Below are 16,470 nucleotides of genomic sequence, written 5' to 3'. Positions count from 1 at the left end.
AGGAGGGATTCATTAGAAATGAGGATGGCTCCGATGCACGAGGGCATTCTCAGGGTTTGTTCGGGTCGGTCAAATGGGGTGGCGATTTAGTATGTGAATAACTAATTATCTAAGTTGACTTAGACATGAAAAGGCGATTTTTCAATGTGCAGCTTTCCTGGCTTGCCATCGTGGGGTGCGGGTTGGGCGTGGGTGTCGCCATTCCAAGGATTCCAAAGTTTCTCGAAAGCAATTCGGTGGTCGGTGACTACTCGCCTTATCAGCAGAAGCACCAATCCATGGTGCTTCTGTACGGAACTGCCGCTTGCAGCTTCTGCAGATCGGCCCGTGGGTTTCTTTCGGAACGCAAGATCGAATTTGCCGATTTGGATGTGCAACGTTCGACGCAAGCTTCGCAGGAGCACCGCAGTCTGGGCGGTGGAGGTGTTCCGTTGGTCTTGATCGGCAACCATCTGATCAGGGGCTTCCATCCTGATCTCTACAGCGACGCTCTCCGGAGCTTGATGCGCGATTGACGACCTGGACGGCGCGAACGGGGCCGCGCTTGTTCATTGGTTTTTATGTGCCCCAGTTTGCAATGAAAGAGTACTCATGAAGTCTTCTCTCAAGAAAGTTATTGCGTTTGCACTGGCGACCATCGTGGGGGCTGCAGTCGCTTATCCGCCGCCGATCTACTTCTGCAAGAAGTTGTGCCGGCAAGAGGCGCCGGAAGGTACGCCTGAGTTCGAATGGTGCCTTCAGGACTGTTTGTCGATGTATCCCTGACGGGGTGAACTCGCCTCACGCGAGGCGGGTTCATATGGGGGGCCGCGCGAACTGCCTGCTGATCACCAACAGTTTGTTGCGCGCTCAGGCGCTGGTTCCGCCTTTGATCAAGGCAAGTTCATCTTTCAGGCGCAGCACCTCATCCTTGAGCTGCTTGTTCTCGGCCGTCAGCTCGGCCACGGTGTCCTGCAGCAGCTTGAGCTGGGTTTCACGGTTGCGCAGGTCGGCGTCGCTGGCGCTCTCGGCGGCGCTGCCGGCTTCGCCACTGGCCTCAGTGCCGGCTTCGGCGGCCTTGGGGGCGCGGTTGCCGCTCTTGCCCTCGCGCACGCGCTTGGCGGCTTGCTGCAGCTCTTTCTTGCCGCCGGCCACCGCGGCGATCTGTTCTTCCGGCGCCAGGCTGGCCACGGCGGCGGCGGCGTTGATGGAGATGGTGCCGGCCTTGACCGCCTCGACCAGCTCGGGCGCGGCGCTTTTCTGGATCTTCTCGATCTGCACCACGGTGTTGCTGCTGATGCGCGCGGCCTTGGCGATGGCCTCGCGGCTGGTCAGTGGCTCGGGCGGGGGCAGGGCGTTGCTGTCCGGGCCGGTGGGCAGGCCATCAGCCAGGTCGGGCGGGAACTCCACCGCGCCCGCCGAGCCGGCTTCGGCCAGGCGAGCCACCGCCTCCTTGGCGCGCGCGGCGACGATTTCCTTTTTGCGCAGGGCCAGGATGCCGCGCTGGAAATCCGAGACGCTGCGCCGGCCCAGGTGCTGGTCGATCATCCACAGGTGTACGTCTTCCATGGATTTGAAGCGCGGGTTCTGCACGGTCTGGAAGGGGATGCCGTGCTTCTGGCAGATGCCGTAGCGGTTGTGGCCGTCGACCAGGATTTCGCCCCAGAGCACCAGCGCGTCGCGGCAGCCCTCGGCCAGGATGCTGCGCTCCAGCGCCTGGTGTTCTTCGGGGGTCAGCGGGTCGATGTAGGCGCGCAGTTCGTCAAGGACGGTGATGTTCATGGGCTGGGGAGGGGCAGGGCTTCCGCGAGGAAGCCGCCCCATTGGGCTGATCGGGTAACAAAGGGGAAAGGGCGCGCATTTTAGGCTGGCTGCGCGACCCGCTCCTGGCCGCCCGGTGCCAGCGTCAGCCCCAAGCCCTGCGCCACGGCCTGGCGCAGCTCGCCCGCGGCAAACGGTTTGTGCAGGAGGAACAGGGCGCCATATTGCTGCGCGCGGCGTTGGCAAGCGCTGCCCCGGTCCATGGTGATGAAGCCCACGGGCAGCTGCTCAAAGCCCGCCTGGCGCAGGCGCTGCAGCATTTCCAGGCCCGAGGCGCCGGGCATGTGCCAGTCGGCCAGCACGAGGTCGGGCCGGAAGCGCGCCACCTGGGCCAGGGCGTCCAGGCCATCGCTGGCGGTTTCGATCTGCAGAGAGCCCAGCTCTTCGCAGTCCAGGCAGCGGCGGATCAAGGCCTGGATGGCGCGGCTGTCGTCCACGATCAAGATGCGGCGCGTGCGCCGTATGGCCTCGGAGGCTGTGGTGGCCGCGGTGGCCATGTCGTGGTCGGTGTTGCGGATGCGGGCAGTCGCCAGCTCCTCGGTGTGCACGGGCACAGTCATCGCCATCCCTCGCTCGCTCGGTCTCGGCCGGAGCGCTGTTGTGCGCGCTCTCGGCGGTCTGATCTGCTCGCGCCGCATATCGTGCCCGGGTGGGGCGTGTCTTCGCGGGCAAGCGGGTGGCTCCCTGGGCCGTGCTGATGCCGGTACTTGAGCCCGTGTTGGCGATAGCTCTGGGGCGGGTACTTCAACCGCGCGTGCATCGCCTGGGCTTCTTGGCTGCGGAGTTTCGGGGCGAGCTGCGCCCAGTCAAAGCCAGAACAGGGCGGGCAAAGTGGTGCATCTCTGTGCCGCGCCGGGCGTTGGGGCGCAGAGCGCGCGCCGGGGTGGGCTTCCGTGCCGCAGGCTGGGCTGGCGTTTGTGGCGGCAACCGCACAATGGGCAGCCGTGGGGCTCTGGCATGACGCCCGAGCACGGCGACTAAAAAGAAGGAAAGTGAGTCCCCTGCATGAGTGAGCTGTGGCCTGAGGCGGCTTTGGACCGCGTGGACGCCGTAGTGGTGGGCGCCGGCGTGCTGGGCCTGGCCGTGGGCCGGGCCTTGGCCCAGCGAGGCCTGGAAACCCTGGTGCTGGAGCGTGCCGGCCAGATCGGCAGCGGCATCAGCTCGCGCAGCAGTGAGGTGATTCACGCCGGGCTCTACTACCCCAGCGGCTCGCTCAAGGCCGAGCTGTGCGTGCGCGGCCGCGAGCTGCTCTACGACTTCTGCGCCTTGCATGCCGTGCCGCACCGGCGCTGCGGCAAGCTGCTGGTGGCCACCGAGGCAGCCCAACTGCCGGCCCTGCAGGCCCTGGCCGAGCAGGCGCGGCGCAATGGCGTGGACGATGTGCAAGCCTTGAGCGCCGCACAGGCGCGGGCCCTGGAGCCGGCGTTGCGCTGTGAGGCGGCCTTGCTCTCGCCCTCGACCGGCATTGTCGACAGCCATGCCCTGATGCTAGCCCTGCAAGGCGATCTGGAGGCTGCGGGCGGCTGCGTGGCCGTGGGCAGCGCGGTGGGGGCCTTGCGCCGCCAGGGGGCGCTGTGGCGGGTGGAGATGCAGGCCGAGGCCGGTGCTGAGCCCTATGCCGTCTTGAGCCCGCGCGTGGTCAATGCCGCCGGCCTGTGGGCCCCGGCCCTTGCCCGGGCCACCGAGGGCCTGGCCGCCCGCCATCAGCCGGCGCCGCGCTTTTGCAAGGGCAGCTATTTCTCGCTCTCGGGCCGCGCGCCGTTTTCGCACCTGATCTATCCCATGCCCCAAGCCGCGGGCCTGGGCGTGCACCTTACCCTGGATCTGGGCGGTCAGGCCCGCTTCGGGCCTGATGTGGAATGGCTGGACGGCGTCAGCGATCCGGCGGCGCTGGACTACCGCGTCGACCCCGCGCGCGGCGAGCGCTTTGCCGCCGAAGTGCGCCGTTACTGGCCCAATCTGCCCGAGGGGCGCCTGCAAGCCGCCTATGCCGGCGTGCGGCCCAAGATCAGCGGTCCGGGAGAGCCGGCCGCCGATTTCCGCATCGAAGGGCCGGCCGAGCATGGTCTGGCTGGTTTGGTGCAGCTGCTGGGCCTGGAGTCTCCCGGGCTGACCAGCTGCCTGGCGGTGGCCGAGCGGGTGTCAGCGCTCCTGGGTTGAGTCAGGCGCTGCGCCCGGGTGCGCCGTGCTGCCCATGGCCTGTACCTGGTCTGCCTCTTCTGCCCAATTCCATTGGCCTTGCTGCAGCAGCTGGTGCGGGCGGAAATCGGCCTTGTAGGCCATCTTGCCGCTCTCGGCGATCCAGTAGCCGAGGTAGAGGTGGGCCAGCTGCAGATCGCGCGTTTGCTGGATCTGCCAGAGCACGTTGTAGGTGCCGTAACTGCAGCGCTCCTCGGGCTCGTAGAAGGTGTAGACGGCCGAGAGCCCGTCGCTGAGGATGTCCAGGATGGACACCATCTTGAGCACCATCTCGCCGTCGTCGCGGCGCTCGCGGAACTCCACGAGGCGTGAGTTGATGCGGCTTTGCAGCAGGAACTGGCTGTACTGCTCGACGCTGTCGTGGTCCATGCCGCCGCCCGAGTGGCGCGCGGCCTGGTAGCGCAGGTAGAGCTCGTAGTGCTCCTGGCTGTAGCCCAGGCGCATGACCTTGGCCTGCAGATGCTGGTGCTGGCGCAGGGCGCGGCGCTGGCTGCGGCTGGGCTTGAAGCTGGCCACCGGGATGCGCATGGGCACGCAGGCCTTGCAGCCATCGCAGAACGGCCGGTAGGTGAACAGGCCGCTGCGGCGAAAACCGGCCGCCACCAGGCTGGAGTAGGCATCGGCGTGGATCAGATGGCTGGGCGTGGCCACCTGCGAGCGCGCCTGGCGGTCCGCCAGGTAGCTGCAGGGGTAGGCGGCCGTGGCGTAGAACTGCAGCTGGGCCAGCGGGAGCTCTTTCAGATGGGTCACGGTCGTCGGCTCGGTGGCGGCAAATTGGGTGGAAGAAGGTGGGGGGGCGTCGGGCGAACGCTCAGGATCGGGGCTCGAATCCAGCATCCCGGTCAAACGCTGGGCCCAGCTGCGCCCACAGCGCTGGATGATAGGTCCAATCCTGTGGCCTGGGCTGTTGCAGGGCTTGCTGCAGATGCGCTTCGAACTGCTGACGCGGCACTTCGGCGGCGCCCAGCGAGGCCAGGTGGCGGGTGTTCTGCTGGCAATCGATCCAGGGAATGCCGTGCCGGCGGCACAGGCAGATCAGGGCGGCCAGGGCGATCTTGGACGCGTCCGTGCGGCATATGAACATCGATTCGCCGAAAAACATGCCGCCGAGGTTGATGCCGTAGAGCCCGCCCGCCAGTTCGCCGTCCATCCAGGTCTCGATGCTGTGCACGGCGCCTTGCGCCCGTGACCAGGCCAGGTAGGCGGCCTGCATCTCGGGCAGGATCCAGGTGCCGCTCTGGCCCTCGCGCGGCGCCTGGGCGCAGGCGCGCAGCACCTCGGGCAGGGCGCTGTCCACCCGGATCTCGCAGCCCGGCGTGCGGATGAAGTGCTGCAAGGTCTTGCGCAGCGAGCGTGAGAGCTTGAAATGGTCGGTCTGCAGCACCATGCGCGGGTCCGGCGCCCACCACAGCGGCGGTTGATTGGGCCCGTACCAGGGAAAGATGCCGCGCGCGTAGGCGGCGGCCAGGCGCTCGGGGCGGAGGTCGCCGCCGGCGGCCAGCAGGCCCGGGGCGTCGGACTCGGGCCCCAGCGCGCGCTGCGTCGGGGGGAAGTCCAAGCTGCGTTCATCCAACCAATCGATCATGCGGTCATGGTAGCGTGCGACCCATGATTACCGTTTATGGCATTCCCAACTGCGACACCGTCAAACGCGCCCGCACCTGGCTGCAAGAACAGCCCGGTCTGACGGTTGAATTCCACGACTTCAAGAAAGCCGGCGTCCCCGCCGACCAGCTGCCGCTCTGGATAGCGGCCCTGGGCTGGGACAAGGTGATCAACCGCGCCGGCACCACTTGGCGCAAGCTCGACGAAGCGACCAAAGCCGCCGTCGTCGACGCCAGCAGCGCCACCCAACTCGCCCTGGCCCAGCCCAGCGTCATCAAGCGCCCGCTGGTGCGCTGGGCGGATGGGAGTTTCACGGTGGGGTTTGCGGTGGAGGTGTTCGGGGAGAAGGTGGCGGGGGGCGGGTGAACTTGGCTGCAGCTTCCTGTACGGGGCTGACTGCCATTTCAGTTTTGCCAAGTTGCGTTGCGCAGTTGCGGACGGGTTCTCTTCAACACTAGACATCAGAGATATGCAAATCAATTTGCGCATGCTTTTTGTGGTCGCCGCGTTGCTGAGATCCTCACTGGACGCAACCGCCTGCACTTCTCCGGGACACCATACCAACGATGAACTGATCCGCGACGCCGAAGCGATAGTGCTCGCGAAGGTTGTTGGTGGATCGCTGGAACACTTTGAAAATCCGAACTGGCCTTCGATTGAAATGACGCAGTTTCATGATGGAGTGGGGCCGGGAGCTCAGGTGACCTTCGAACCGATTCGAACGTTGAAGGGCGCATCTTTTGCAACGCGATTTGAACTTTTGGGTTCACTCAAGTATTTCGGGTCGAACAAGGACTCTGTACCCTACAAGTTGGCGCGTCCCGGCGCACAGCGCGGGATGTGTTTTGCGTACGACTACAAGTTGAACGGGACTTTCTTGCTGTTTCTAAAGAACGGAAGCCCGTATTGGTCCGCGGTCAGACCGACCAATGAAGAGGTGTTCGGTCCTCGAGACAAGTGGCTGACTTGGGTCGAATCGCGAATTCGGCAGATCTCTAGGCGCCCAGCTGAACCCCGCGGTGAAAAAGTAAAGTGAACCGTGCTCCCTGGGGGTATTTCGTTTGAATCATGGGGTAGGGGTAGTTATTGGGTTTCAAGGCAAGGCCCGACCTTCTGTACAAGTTCCTGGAAATTCGAATCAGTGCTTCGTCATCGACGAGCCGGTGTTTTCTTGAGAGCCCGCGGCATAACGAATACCAGAGTCGCTTGGATCACTGCGTGCAAGGCAAGGTCAGGACGTTGGGGAGAAGGCATTGCATGGTCCAAAATACAGTGGAGTTCTTAAGCCGAGGCATTGGGCAGACCAGGGTTCAGTAACGCGGTCAATTGGCGGCACAATCGCGCCCACGTGCCGAAAGATCCGGCTCTCGGGTTCACATTCATCAATGAACTCTGAATTCAACTTCGCAAGCATTCACGTGCACCGGGAGGGTGGAATGGCTGTGAAACTTGTGTCTGTGGACTGCCTCGTCAGGACCGTGATGCAGATGATTGCTCGAATGATATGGATAGCCCTGTTCTCGGTGGCACTAACTGGTACAGCCTCAGCTTGTTCTTGTGTCCCTGGGTACAGCAAATTCGCCAAGTCTCATGCCCGTGCAAAGGCTATCTACGTTGCTGAGTGGTCGAAAGTGACGCAGTCACCTGAACTAGCCCCTGCTGGAAGCGGCGACTATCTCGAAGAGGTTCAGTTCCTCATTACGGAGGTCTTTAAGGGCAAGCGGCGTGCTGGTGAAGTTGTCCAAGTTAGATCCTTGGTTGGAATGGGTGTTTGCGGCGCGAGCGTCCTGAACAGTCCGCTTTGGCTTGAGGTAAGAGCAAAGTCGAACGACTTTGGCCGGCCAACTGCAGCATCGTTATCAAAATCGTGGTTGATCTACGAGGAAGAGGCGGAGCCCTTCGAACTGTCGACTTGCTCAAGATCGAGGCCCATGAATCATGGCGGTGAGGCAGATGCGGTGCGTCTTCGCTCGAATGTGGCCCGCGCAGCCAAACCCATGTCGTAGGCGTGTGCGGGGCCTGTGGTGCGACCTGCGATGCGGTGTCGTTCCGCTGACCTCAAGCACGAGGTCTTACACACCACAACCGTTGCATTGCAGGGGCTACATTTGCGTACATCCATCTTGATGGTCGGTCTGGCAGCTGCAGCGCTGATCGCCTGCTCCACGGTTCAGCCAGCCTCCAAGCCGCAGCCCTTGGAGCTGCTCGGTACCTGGAAAGTCGACCTTCGCCCCACACCGGATTCGGCCCCCTACTTTCAGGAGTTCGTGGTCACCCAGGTGGAAGGCAAGGCCTTCAATGGGACGTTTTACGGCTCGCCGATCAGCCAGGGGCGGCTGAACACCGCTTGGGGCACCGTGCGAATCGCGTTCGTCACGGCCGATGGCTCTGGCCCCTACAACCACTCCGCGGTGCTGTTGGGCGGGCGCCTGGAAGGGCTGACGAGTTCCGCGGGGCGAGACTTCTTGTCGTATTGGTCCGCGAGCAAGAAATAAGTAGACAGGGAGGGCGCCGCGTTGACGTCCTCAGCGGCAGCGCCGTGAGCTTCTCTCCGCTTCTTGCTGGGCAGTCATCCGGCTGTTCAAGGCTTTTTCTCTGCTTTCCCTGCACAAGAACAGGGTCGCTAAGGCCTGGAGGGCCAGCCACGATGGCCTGCTCCAGCGCTCATCTCTGGTGCGTTTGCGCCCCTAAATGAAGCTTGATGCCTTCGTTTGGTGCATCCGTTCCTGATTGGCCCTGCGCCAATTTGGGCATTGTTCTTGCTGATCTGGTGCGTCTGGCCCTCCGATGGTGCAAATGCGGCCGGCCACGAGACAAGCCAGCGAACAAAACAAGCAAGCCACAGCCAGCCCCATGGACACTTCTTCCTCTCTGTCATCACTCAAGCAGGGCGCAGACGCGCTGTTCATCTTGCTCGGCGCCATCATGGTACTGGCCATGCACGCGGGCTTTGCCTTTCTGGAGCTGGGCACGGTGCGCAAGAAGAACCAGGTCAATGCCCTGGTCAAGATCCTGGTGGATTTCGCGGTGTCCACGGTGGCTTACTTTTTGGTGGGTTACACCGTGGCCTACGGCGTGCACTTCTTCACCGGGGCCGAGAGCCTGGCGGCGCGCAATGGCTATGAGCTGGTGAAGTTCTTCTTCCTGCTGACCTTTGCGGCGGCGATTCCGGCCATCATCAGCGGCGGCATTGCCGAGCGGGCCCGCTTTGGCCCGCAGCTGGTGGCCACGGCCGTGATCGTGGGCCTGATCTACCCGCTGTTCGAGGGCCTGGTCTGGAACCAGGGCTTTGGTTTTCAGGCCTGGCTCAAAGCCCAGTTCGGCGCCGAGTTCCATGACTTTGCCGGCTCGGTGGTCGTGCACGCGGTGGGCGGCTGGATCGCTTTGGCCGCCGTGCTCTTGCTGGGCCCGCGCATGAACCGCTACCGCAAGGACGGTGCCATCAGCGCGCATCCGCCGTCCAGCATTCCCTTCCTGGCCCTGGGCGCCTGGGTGCTGGCGGTGGGCTGGTTCGGCTTCAATGTGATGAGCGCGCAGACCCTGGACAAGATCTCGGGCCTGGTGGCCGTCAATTCACTGATGGCCATGGTGGGCGGCACCCTGGCCGCCGTGCTGGCCGGCCGCAACGACCCCGGCTTTGCCTACAACGGCCCGTTGGCCGGCTTGGTGGCCGTGTGTGCCGGCTCGGACGTGATGCACCCGCATGGCGCGCTGATCACCGGCGCGGTGGCCGGCTACATCTTCGTCAAGATGTTCACCCTGACGCAGAACCGCTGGAAGATCGACGATGTGCTGGGCGTGTGGCCGCTGCACGGCCTCTGCGGCGCCTGGGGCGGCATTGCCTGCGGCATCTTCGGTAGCCAGGCCGGCGGCGGCGTGGGCGGGGTGAGTTTCTGGTCGCAGCTGATCGGCACCCTGGCCGGCGTAGCCTGGGCCTTGGCCGGCGGCTTTGTGGTCTACGGTCTGCTCAAGCGCCTGGTTGGCCTGCGCCTGAGCCAGGAAGAAGAGTTCGACGGCGCCGACCTGTCCATCCACAAAATCGGTGCCACGCCGGACCGCGAGGTCAGCTGGTAAGCTCAGGCCAGCGCTTTCCTCCAATTGGGCAGCCTGTCTTCCACCGCCTTCGGGCGGTGGTGGCGTTTTGGGCCCAGGGTCTTCTTCATTCACCGCAGTTCAATCACGATGTTCACAGGCATTGTTCAAGCCGTGGCCCAGGTGGCCGCCCTGCAAGACCGCCCCGGTCTGCGCAGCTTCACGCTGCAGTTCCCGCCTGGTTTCTGCCAAGGCCTGGAGATCGGCGCCAGCGTCGCGTCAGACGGCGTATGCCTGACGGTGACCGCGCTGGACGAGGCGGCTGATCGCGCTGACTTCGATGTGATGCAGCAGAGCCTGAACCTCACCACCTTGGGCGCGCTGCAGTCGGGCAGCCGGCTCAATGTCGAGCGCGCCGCGCGCGACGGCGCCGAGATCGGCGGCCATCCGCTGTCCGGCCATGTCGATTTCATGGCCACGGTGCAGGCCATACGCCAGCCCGAGAACAACCACGTCATCCGCATCGGCGTGCCCGCGCCCTGGATGCGCTACATCTTCGCCAAGGGTTACATCGCGGTGAACGGTGCCAGCCTGACCGTGGCCGAAGCCGGCCGCGAGCGCGATGGCTCGGGCTGGTTCGAGGTCTGGCTGATCCCCGAAACCCTGCGCATGACCACCTTCGCCGAAAAGGGCGTGGGCGCAGCCCTGCACATCGAGATCGAGCGCCAGACCCAAGTGATGGTGGACACGGTGCGAGCCGCGGTGGACGAGCGTCTGGGGCCGCTGCTGCCGGCGCTGGAGGCTTGGCTGGCCGCGCAAGGCCAAAGCCTGGACGGCGTGCTGGGCGGCTGAGCCCGGCTGGGCGAGCGAGCGGGCGGACGGACGGGCGCCTTTCGCCCGTCCTTTTTTTAAGCCCGAAGCAAGTCGCGCAGCACAAAAGGCAGGATGCCGCCGTGCTGGTAGTACAGCACCTCGATTGGCGTGTCGATGCGCAGCAGCAGCGGGGCGCTGCGCTGCGTGCCATCGGCACCGTGGATGCGCAGCTCGGCCTGGCGCTGCGGTGTCAGCTCGCCGTCGATGACGATGTCGATGACTTCATCGCCCCTCAGGCCCAGGCTTTGCCAGCTCTCGCCGGGCAGGAATTGCAGGGGCAGCACGCCCATGCCGACCAGGTTGGCGCGGTGGATGCGCTCGAAGGAGCGGGCCACTACGGCCTTGATGCCCAGCAGCGCCGTGCCCTTGGCCGCCCAGTCGCGGCTGGAGCCGGTGCCGTATTCCTCGCCGGCAAAGATCACGGTCGGCACGCCGGCCGCCTGGTAGGCCATGGCGGCGTCGTAGATGGGGCGGGGCTCGCCGCCGGGCTGCTGCAGGGTCAGGCCGCCTTCGATGCGCTGGCCGTCGGGGCCTGGTGGCAGCATCAGATTCTTGATGCGGACGTTGGCAAAGGTGCCGCGCATCATCACCTCGTGGTGGCCGCGGCGGCTGCCATAACTGTTGAAATCCAGGGCCTTGATGCCTTGGGCCTGCAGGTAGAGCCCGGCCGGTGAGCTGGCCTTGATGGAGCCGGCGGGCGAGATGTGGTCGGTGGTGATGGAGTCGCCGAACAAGGCCATGATGCGGGCGCCCTGCACGCCGCCTGCGCTGCCTGCGCCAGCTGCGCCGCTTTGCGGGGGCTGCATCTCGAAGCCGGCAAAGAAGGGCGGGCGGGCGATGTAGCTGCTGCTGGGCCAGTCGTAGCTGTCGCCGCTGACACCTTCGATCTGCTTCCAGAGTTTGCCGGGCTTGCGCTCCACCTGCTCGTAGTTGGCGCGGAAGGTCTTGGGGTTCATGGCCTGGCTGAGCAGGGCGTGGACTTCATCGCTGTGCGGCCAGATGTCGCCCAGGAAGATCTCGCGGCCTTCGGCGTTGCGGCCCACCGGCTCGGTCATCAGGTCCACCTGCACATTGCCGGCCAGGGCATAGGCCAGCACCAGGGGCGGTGAGGCCAGGAAGTTGGCCTTGAGGTTGGGGTGGATGCGGGCCTCGAAGTTGCGGTTGCCCGAGAGCACGGCGGCGCAGATGAGCTGATTGGCCGTGATGGTTTCGTTGATCTCGGCCGTCAGGTCGCCGGCATTGCCGATGCAGGTGGTGCAGCCATAGGCCGCCACATTGAAGCCCAGCTGCTCCAGATAGGGCAGCAGGCCGGTCACTTGCAGGTACTCGGTGACCACGCGCGAGCCCGGAGCCAGCGAGGTCTTGATGTGCGGGGCCACGCGCAGGCCGGCCTCCACCGCCTTTTTGGCCAGCAGGCCGGCGGCCAGCATCACGCTGGGGTTGGAGGTGTTGGTGCAGGAGGTGATGGCAGCGATCAGCACATCGCCGTTGCGCAGGGCCAGGCCGTTGCGGGTGGGGAAGGTCTGCGTGAGCTTCTCGGCCGGCTGGTTGAAACCGCTGGCGCTGTCCGTCGAGCTGAAGAGTTCGGCAAAGCGCTGGCTCAGGTGGGTGATCTCGATGCGATCCTGCGGCCGCTTGGGGCCGGCCAGCGAGGGCGTGACCTGGCCCAGGTCGAGCGCGATGCGGCGGCTGTATTCGATCTGCTGCAGCTCGGGCGAGGCCTCGGGCGTGCCGGGGATGCCGAACAGGCCCTGGGCGCGGAAATAGGCCTCGAAGGCGGCGATCTCGCGGCCGGTGCGGCCGGTGCCGCGGAAGTAGTCCAGGGTTTTCTCGTCCACCGGGAAGAAGCCCATGGTGGCGCCGTACTCGGGCGCCATATTGGCGATGGTGGCGCGGTCGGGCACGCTCAGGCGTGCCACGCCGGGGCCGTAGAACTCGACGAACTGTCCGACGACTTTCTCGCGCCGCAGGATCTCGGTGACGCTGAGCACCAGGTCGGTGGCAGTGACGCCCTCGCGCAGCTCGCCGCGCAGCTCGAAGCCGACCACATCGGGCGTCAGCACATAGACCGGCTGGCCCAGCATGGCGGCTTCCGCCTCGATGCCGCCCACGCCCCAGCCGACCACGCCAATGCCGTTGATCATGGTGGTGTGGCTGTCGGTGCCGACCAGGCTGTCGGGGTAGTAGAGCTTGGCGCCCTTGTCGTCCTTGGGGCCGCTCTTGTGCACGCCGCGCGCCAGGTATTCCAGGTTCACCTGGTGGACGATGCCGAAGCCGGGCGGCACGACGCGGAAGGTGTCAAAGGCCCGCATGCCCCACTTCATGAACTGGTAGCGCTCGCGGTTGCGCTGGAACTCCAGTTTCATGTTCAGGTCCAGCGCGTCGGCGCTGCCGTAGTGGTCGATCATCACCGAGTGGTCCACCACCAGGTCCACCGGCACCAGGGGCTCGATGTTCTTGGCCGGCAGGCCGAGGCTGGTGGCGACATCGCGCATGGCGGCCAGGTCGGCCAGCAGGGGCACGCCGGTGAAATCCTGCAGCACCACGCGGGCCACGGGGAAGGGGATCTCCAGGCTGCGCGGCTCGGCCGACACCGGCTGCCACTGCGCCAGCTGGGCCACATGCTCGGGCGTCACGCCCGGCTCGCCGCAGTGGCGCAGCAGGGACTCCAGCATGATGCGCAGGCTGACCGGCAGCCGCGTGATCTGCGGGTACTGCACGCTCAAGGCCGGCAGCGAGAACAAGCGGCCGTTGCGAGCCTTGCCGAACTCGAAGTGGCGCAGGGTGTGGGCGAAGGGATGAGCCGCTTGTGCGGATCCGGGCGCTGCTTGCTGCTCGATGGGCGTGGATTCGGTCATCAATGCCTCCTGGGAGATGGAGGCTGATTGTGAGCCTGTCTTGATGACAGCAGCGAGTAGCCCTTCAAAGCGGAGGAGGCCGCCCCGCATGCAGGCGGCCTCCTGGCCCCGTGGCGCACGAGCCCCGGCTCACGCAGCGTGGCGGGGCTCAATACCAGGGGCAGCTCGCCAAAGGCGAGGCCCGCTCAGTTGCAGCTGCCTTGCGCGGACCAGACATTGCTGTAGATGTCCGGCTGCGCGGCTTGCGACCACCAGATGGCCTGGTACTTTTTGCCCTTGTAGCTGACCACATCGCGAATGGCGTACAGCTTGGTGGCGCTCCAGGCCGCCACACCGCCGCAGCCTGTGTCTCCGCCACCGCCCACGCGCAGCACTTGCGAGCTGGTGTTGCTTTGGTTGGCCGTGTCCGTGACCGTCAAGGTCACGGTATAGCTGCCTGCGCTTGCGTAGGCATGGTTGGGCGAGGCCTGGGTGGAGCTGCTGCCATCACCGAAGTTCCATGCCCAGCGGCTGATGCCCTTGTCGTCGGTGGAGGCATCGCTGAAGACAACGTTGAGCCCGGTGACGGTGGCGTTGAAGCGGGCCACAGGTGCCTGGTCGGGCGGCACATCGGTGTCCGGGCGCACGCCCGTTCGCTGGGCGATCCAGTCGAGATAGCTGCTGGTTCGTGTGAACACCGTCGCGCCACGGCAGGAGTTGCCCCAGCTGACCGTGCCGATGCTGTAGAACTTGCCGTTGGCGCTGGCCGCAAACGGACCGCCGCTGTCACCGTTGCAGGCCGACACGCCGCCGGTGCCGCCGCCGCAGATCACCGAGGCCGGCAGGTTGAAGGCCATCTCGCTGCTGCAGGCGGAGTTGCTCAGCACCGGCAAGTTGACCTCACGCAGCACATCGCTGGGGCTGCCGCCGTTGCTGGTCAGGCCCCAGCCAGACACGGTGACATAGCGGCCCACGCCCGCGATTTGCGATTCGATCGCCGCGGTGGGCAGCTTGGCCGGCGTGATGTTGGCCGGTGCGGGGCTGGCCAGGCGAAGCACGGCAATGTCCCAGCCGGAGCGGATGCCTTGCGCGCCGCGCCAGTTCTCGTGGCTGATGATCTGGCTGACCCGGATGTTCTGCCCATCGCGCCGGCTGATGCTGTGCGCGCCGACCTGCACCGTCAGGCTGGCGGTGGATGCGCCGTCCACGCAGTGCGCAGCCGTCAGCACCCAGTTCGGGCTGATCAGGGTGCCGCCGCAACCCTGGCGGCCGTTCATGAGCAGCGCCACTTGGTAGGGGCGGGAGTAGGGCGTGGTCACGGTGCCGCCCACGATCTGAGGCGTGGCTTCGTCGGGTTTGGCCGCGACGCCGCTGGCGGCCGTTTGGGCGAAGCTTCCGCCCGCGAGCAGCCCGAGGCTGGCGGCCAGGGTCAGGCGCGCGCTGAGGCTGGCGAGTGAAACTGGGTGTGGTGTGTTGCGGGGGGTACGGCGGTAGGTCATCGCAGATCTCCGGTTGGGGATGAACAGCCTGATCCGAGCTGAAGACCCTGTTCATGGGGCTGTGCAGAGGGTCAGGGCTTGCAAGAGCTGCGGATCGATCGCTGTTCTTGCGGCTGGCGATGGTGCGTTCAGGGGCCGCGTTCGGGCATGGTGCTAACCCTGAAAAACGGCGGTGAATTCCCGCTGAAGCCACCGAACGGGCTGGAGCCTGTAAGAGCTTGCATCAGGCCCAACCCCAGGATCGTTCCTCGGCTTATTCGCTGGCTATCGGCACATTCAGAGCTTGCTCGTTTTTTGCATAAGCAAACCGATTCTTCTTGTTTGCGGCCCGCGGACCCCCTACCTACAGTCCGGCGCATCCCTTCACCTCTTTGCGCTGCCTTGCAGCCCTTTGCCTGCCATGAACCTCTTGCGTCGTACTCTTTCCGTTTGGGCTGCCGCTGCCGCACTGGGCGGCGCGGGCCTGGCTCAGGCTCAAACCACCCTGCTCAATGTGTCCTACGACCCGACCCGTGAGCTGTATCAGGAATTCAACAGCGCCTTTGCCAAGCACTGGAAAGCCAAGACCGGCGAGACCTTGACGGTCAAGCAATCGCATGGCGGTTCGGGCAAGCAGGCGCGCTCGGTGATTGACGGCCTCGAAGCCGACGTCGTGACCCTGGCCCTGGCCTATGACATCGACGCCCTGCATGACGCGGGCAAACTGCTGCCTGTGGATTGGCAGAAGCGCCTGCCCAACAATGCCAGCCCTTACACCTCGACCATCGTCTTCCTGGTGCGCAAGGGCAACCCTAAGCACATCAGCAACTGGCCGGACCTGGCACGCAGCGGCGTGGATGTGATCACCCCCAATCCCAAGACCTCGGGCGGCGCGCGCTGGAACTATCTGGCAGCCTGGGCTTTCGCCCTGAGCCAGCCGGGCGGCAATGCCGAATCGGCCAAGGCCTTCGTCAAACGCGTTTATGCCAATACCAAGGTGTTGGACTCGGGCGCGCGCGGCTCGCTGACCACCTTTACGGAACGTGGCATTGGCGATGTGCTGATCTCCTGGGAGAACGAGGCCTATCTGGCGCAGAAGGAGTTGGGTTCTGACAAGTTCGAGATCGTGACGCCCAGCCTCAGCATCCTGGCCGAGCCGCCAGTGTCCGTGGTGGACAAGGTGGTGGACAAGCGCGGCACACGCAAGCAGGCGCAGGCATATCTGGAGTTTCTCTACACGCCGGAAGGCCAGGATATTGCAGCACGCCATTTCTACCGCCCGCGCGATGCCAAGGTGGCTGCGCGTTATGCCAAGCAATTCAAGCAAAGCAAGCTGATCACGGTCGATGAGGTTTTCGGCGGCTGGCGCACGGCGCAGAAGACCCATTTTGCCGACGGTGGTGTGTTCGATCAGATATTCACGCCGGGGCGTTGAAAAGCGAGTTTGGAGGCAGTAATCGGCGCATTGCGGACCTCCGCTGTCTTGATTGATCTTTCTCGCTGCGGTGTCTCGTCCCGCCGCCGGGCTCATGGTTCGCGGGTCGGCTCGGGCGAGCCGACTCCCCTCGCTGCTCACTGCGCGGCTCAGCGGCGCCAAACTCCCTCCGTTCGCTGCGCTCACTGTGGTCAAACAGTGGCGCCGAGTC

Annotated in this window: 15 protein-coding genes; 9 read left to right on the top strand and 6 right to left on the bottom strand. The window is 65.1% G+C overall.

Annotation, left to right across the window (positions count from 1 at the left end; translation table 11 throughout):
* The first annotated feature begins 125 nt into the window (after window positions 1–125).
* Both AC1Q6P_RS00075 and AC1Q6P_RS00070 read left to right on the top strand, forming a co-directional pair.
* A complete protein-coding gene (locus AC1Q6P_RS00075) occupies window positions 126–515 on the top strand; it encodes a glutaredoxin family protein (RefSeq protein WP_171829299.1) in 390 nt (129 codons plus the stop codon).
* Window positions 516–591: 76 nt separating this feature from the next.
* Window positions 592–765, top strand: coding sequence for a hypothetical protein (locus AC1Q6P_RS00070; RefSeq protein WP_492663826.1), 174 nt, complete (start codon window positions 592–594; stop codon window positions 763–765).
* Between the two features lie 84 nt (window positions 766–849).
* Here AC1Q6P_RS00070 and AC1Q6P_RS00065 read toward each other — a convergent pair whose 3' ends face one another.
* Together AC1Q6P_RS00065 and AC1Q6P_RS00060 are read right to left on the bottom strand one after the other, a co-directional pair.
* Entirely contained in the window at window positions 850–1,761 is a 912-nt protein-coding gene (locus AC1Q6P_RS00065; RefSeq protein ID WP_492663825.1) for a plasmid replication/partition related protein, read from the bottom strand.
* A gap of 80 nt (window positions 1,762–1,841) precedes the next feature.
* Window positions 1,842–2,360: a response regulator gene (locus tag AC1Q6P_RS00060; protein WP_492663824.1), complete on the bottom strand. Its 519-nt coding sequence runs from the start codon at window positions 2,358–2,360 to the stop codon at window positions 1,842–1,844.
* A 472-nt stretch (window positions 2,361–2,832) separates the two neighbouring features.
* Between AC1Q6P_RS00060 and AC1Q6P_RS00055 the strand changes: the two genes are divergently transcribed.
* Window positions 2,833–3,960, top strand: a complete 1,128-nt coding sequence (locus AC1Q6P_RS00055) for an NAD(P)/FAD-dependent oxidoreductase (RefSeq protein WP_492663953.1) — start codon at window positions 2,833–2,835, stop codon at window positions 3,958–3,960.
* Here the strand turns inward: AC1Q6P_RS00055 and AC1Q6P_RS00050 are convergent.
* Window positions 3,943–4,749, bottom strand: coding sequence for an arginyltransferase (locus tag AC1Q6P_RS00050; RefSeq protein WP_492663823.1), 807 nt, complete (start codon window positions 4,747–4,749; stop codon window positions 3,943–3,945). The two genes, AC1Q6P_RS00055 and AC1Q6P_RS00050, sit on opposite strands and share 18 nt — an antisense overlap.
* 61 nt (window positions 4,750–4,810) lie before the next feature.
* The gene (aat, locus tag AC1Q6P_RS00045) at window positions 4,811–5,584 is read right to left on the bottom strand and encodes a leucyl/phenylalanyl-tRNA--protein transferase (RefSeq protein WP_492663822.1); all 774 of its coding nucleotides are present in this window, start codon (window positions 5,582–5,584) and stop codon (window positions 4,811–4,813) included.
* 23 nt (window positions 5,585–5,607) lie between these two features.
* Here aat and AC1Q6P_RS00040 point away from each other — a divergent pair, with 23 nt between their 5' ends.
* The 5 genes from AC1Q6P_RS00040 (at window position 5,608) to AC1Q6P_RS00020 (ending at window position 10,488) form a co-directional block, all read left to right on the top strand.
* Window positions 5,608–5,970: an ArsC family reductase gene (locus AC1Q6P_RS00040; protein ID WP_492663821.1), complete on the top strand. Its 363-nt coding sequence runs from the start codon at window positions 5,608–5,610 to the stop codon at window positions 5,968–5,970.
* 103 nt (window positions 5,971–6,073) lie between these two features.
* Entirely contained in the window at window positions 6,074–6,640 is a 567-nt protein-coding gene (locus AC1Q6P_RS00035) for a hypothetical protein (protein WP_492663820.1), read from the top strand.
* Window positions 6,641–7,727: 1,087 nt separating this feature from the next.
* The gene (locus AC1Q6P_RS00030) at window positions 7,728–8,099 is read left to right on the top strand and encodes a hypothetical protein (RefSeq protein ID WP_492663819.1); all 372 of its coding nucleotides are present in this window, start codon (window positions 7,728–7,730) and stop codon (window positions 8,097–8,099) included.
* Between the two features lie 376 nt (window positions 8,100–8,475).
* A complete protein-coding gene (locus tag AC1Q6P_RS00025; RefSeq protein WP_492663952.1) occupies window positions 8,476–9,678 on the top strand; it encodes an ammonium transporter in 1,203 nt (400 codons plus the stop codon).
* Window positions 9,679–9,786: 108 nt separating this feature from the next.
* Window positions 9,787–10,488 carry a riboflavin synthase subunit alpha gene (locus AC1Q6P_RS00020; RefSeq protein WP_492663818.1) on the top strand — a complete coding sequence of 234 codons (702 nt, stop codon included), beginning with the start codon at window positions 9,787–9,789 and terminating at the stop codon, window positions 10,486–10,488.
* Between the two features lie 56 nt (window positions 10,489–10,544).
* Here AC1Q6P_RS00020 and acnA read toward each other — a convergent pair whose 3' ends face one another.
* Complete coding sequence (acnA, locus tag AC1Q6P_RS00015) at window positions 10,545–13,367, bottom strand: aconitate hydratase AcnA (RefSeq protein ID WP_492663817.1); 2,823 nt, start codon at window positions 13,365–13,367, stop codon at window positions 10,545–10,547.
* 185 nt (window positions 13,368–13,552) lie between these two features.
* Window positions 13,553–14,845 carry a trypsin-like serine protease gene (locus tag AC1Q6P_RS00010; protein ID WP_171828083.1) on the bottom strand — a complete coding sequence of 431 codons (1,293 nt, stop codon included), beginning with the start codon at window positions 14,843–14,845 and terminating at the stop codon, window positions 13,553–13,555.
* Window positions 14,846–15,245: 400 nt separating this feature from the next.
* Between AC1Q6P_RS00010 and AC1Q6P_RS00005 the strand changes: the two genes are divergently transcribed.
* Window positions 15,246–16,259: a sulfate ABC transporter substrate-binding protein gene (locus tag AC1Q6P_RS00005; RefSeq protein ID WP_492663816.1), complete on the top strand. Its 1,014-nt coding sequence runs from the start codon at window positions 15,246–15,248 to the stop codon at window positions 16,257–16,259.
* Window positions 16,260–16,470 lie beyond the last annotated feature (211 nt).

This window comes from Roseateles sp. GW835-FHT13E02 (assembly GCF_058794035.1).
Note: the sequence above shows the minus strand (reverse complement) of the source record. Positions and strands in the feature narration are given on the sequence as shown.

What these genes read in the sequence shown, in the direction of transcription:
- AC1Q6P_RS00075 (WP_171829299.1), top strand. Translation starts at nt 126, where the DNA reads ATGAAAAGGCGATTTTTCAATGTGCAGCTTTCCTGGCTTGCCATCGTG.
- AC1Q6P_RS00070 (WP_492663826.1), top strand. Translation starts at nt 592, where the DNA reads ATGAAGTCTTCTCTCAAGAAAGTTATTGCGTTTGCACTGGCGACCATC.
- AC1Q6P_RS00065 (WP_492663825.1), bottom strand. Translation starts at nt 1,761, where the DNA reads ATGAACATCACCGTCCTTGACGAACTGCGCGCCTACATCGACCCGCTG.
- AC1Q6P_RS00060 (WP_492663824.1), bottom strand. Translation starts at nt 2,360, where the DNA reads ATGACTGTGCCCGTGCACACCGAGGAGCTGGCGACTGCCCGCATCCGC.
- aat (WP_492663822.1), bottom strand. Translation starts at nt 5,584, where the DNA reads ATGATCGATTGGTTGGATGAACGCAGCTTGGACTTCCCCCCGACGCAG.
- AC1Q6P_RS00040 (WP_492663821.1), top strand. Translation starts at nt 5,608, where the DNA reads ATGATTACCGTTTATGGCATTCCCAACTGCGACACCGTCAAACGCGCC.
- AC1Q6P_RS00035 (WP_492663820.1), top strand. Translation starts at nt 6,074, where the DNA reads ATGCAAATCAATTTGCGCATGCTTTTTGTGGTCGCCGCGTTGCTGAGA.
- AC1Q6P_RS00020 (WP_492663818.1), top strand. Translation starts at nt 9,787, where the DNA reads ATGTTCACAGGCATTGTTCAAGCCGTGGCCCAGGTGGCCGCCCTGCAA.
- acnA (WP_492663817.1), bottom strand. Translation starts at nt 13,367, where the DNA reads ATGACCGAATCCACGCCCATCGAGCAGCAAGCAGCGCCCGGATCCGCA.
- AC1Q6P_RS00010 (WP_171828083.1), bottom strand. Translation starts at nt 14,845, where the DNA reads ATGACCTACCGCCGTACCCCCCGCAACACACCACACCCAGTTTCACTC.
- AC1Q6P_RS00005 (WP_492663816.1), top strand. Translation starts at nt 15,246, where the DNA reads ATGAACCTCTTGCGTCGTACTCTTTCCGTTTGGGCTGCCGCTGCCGCA.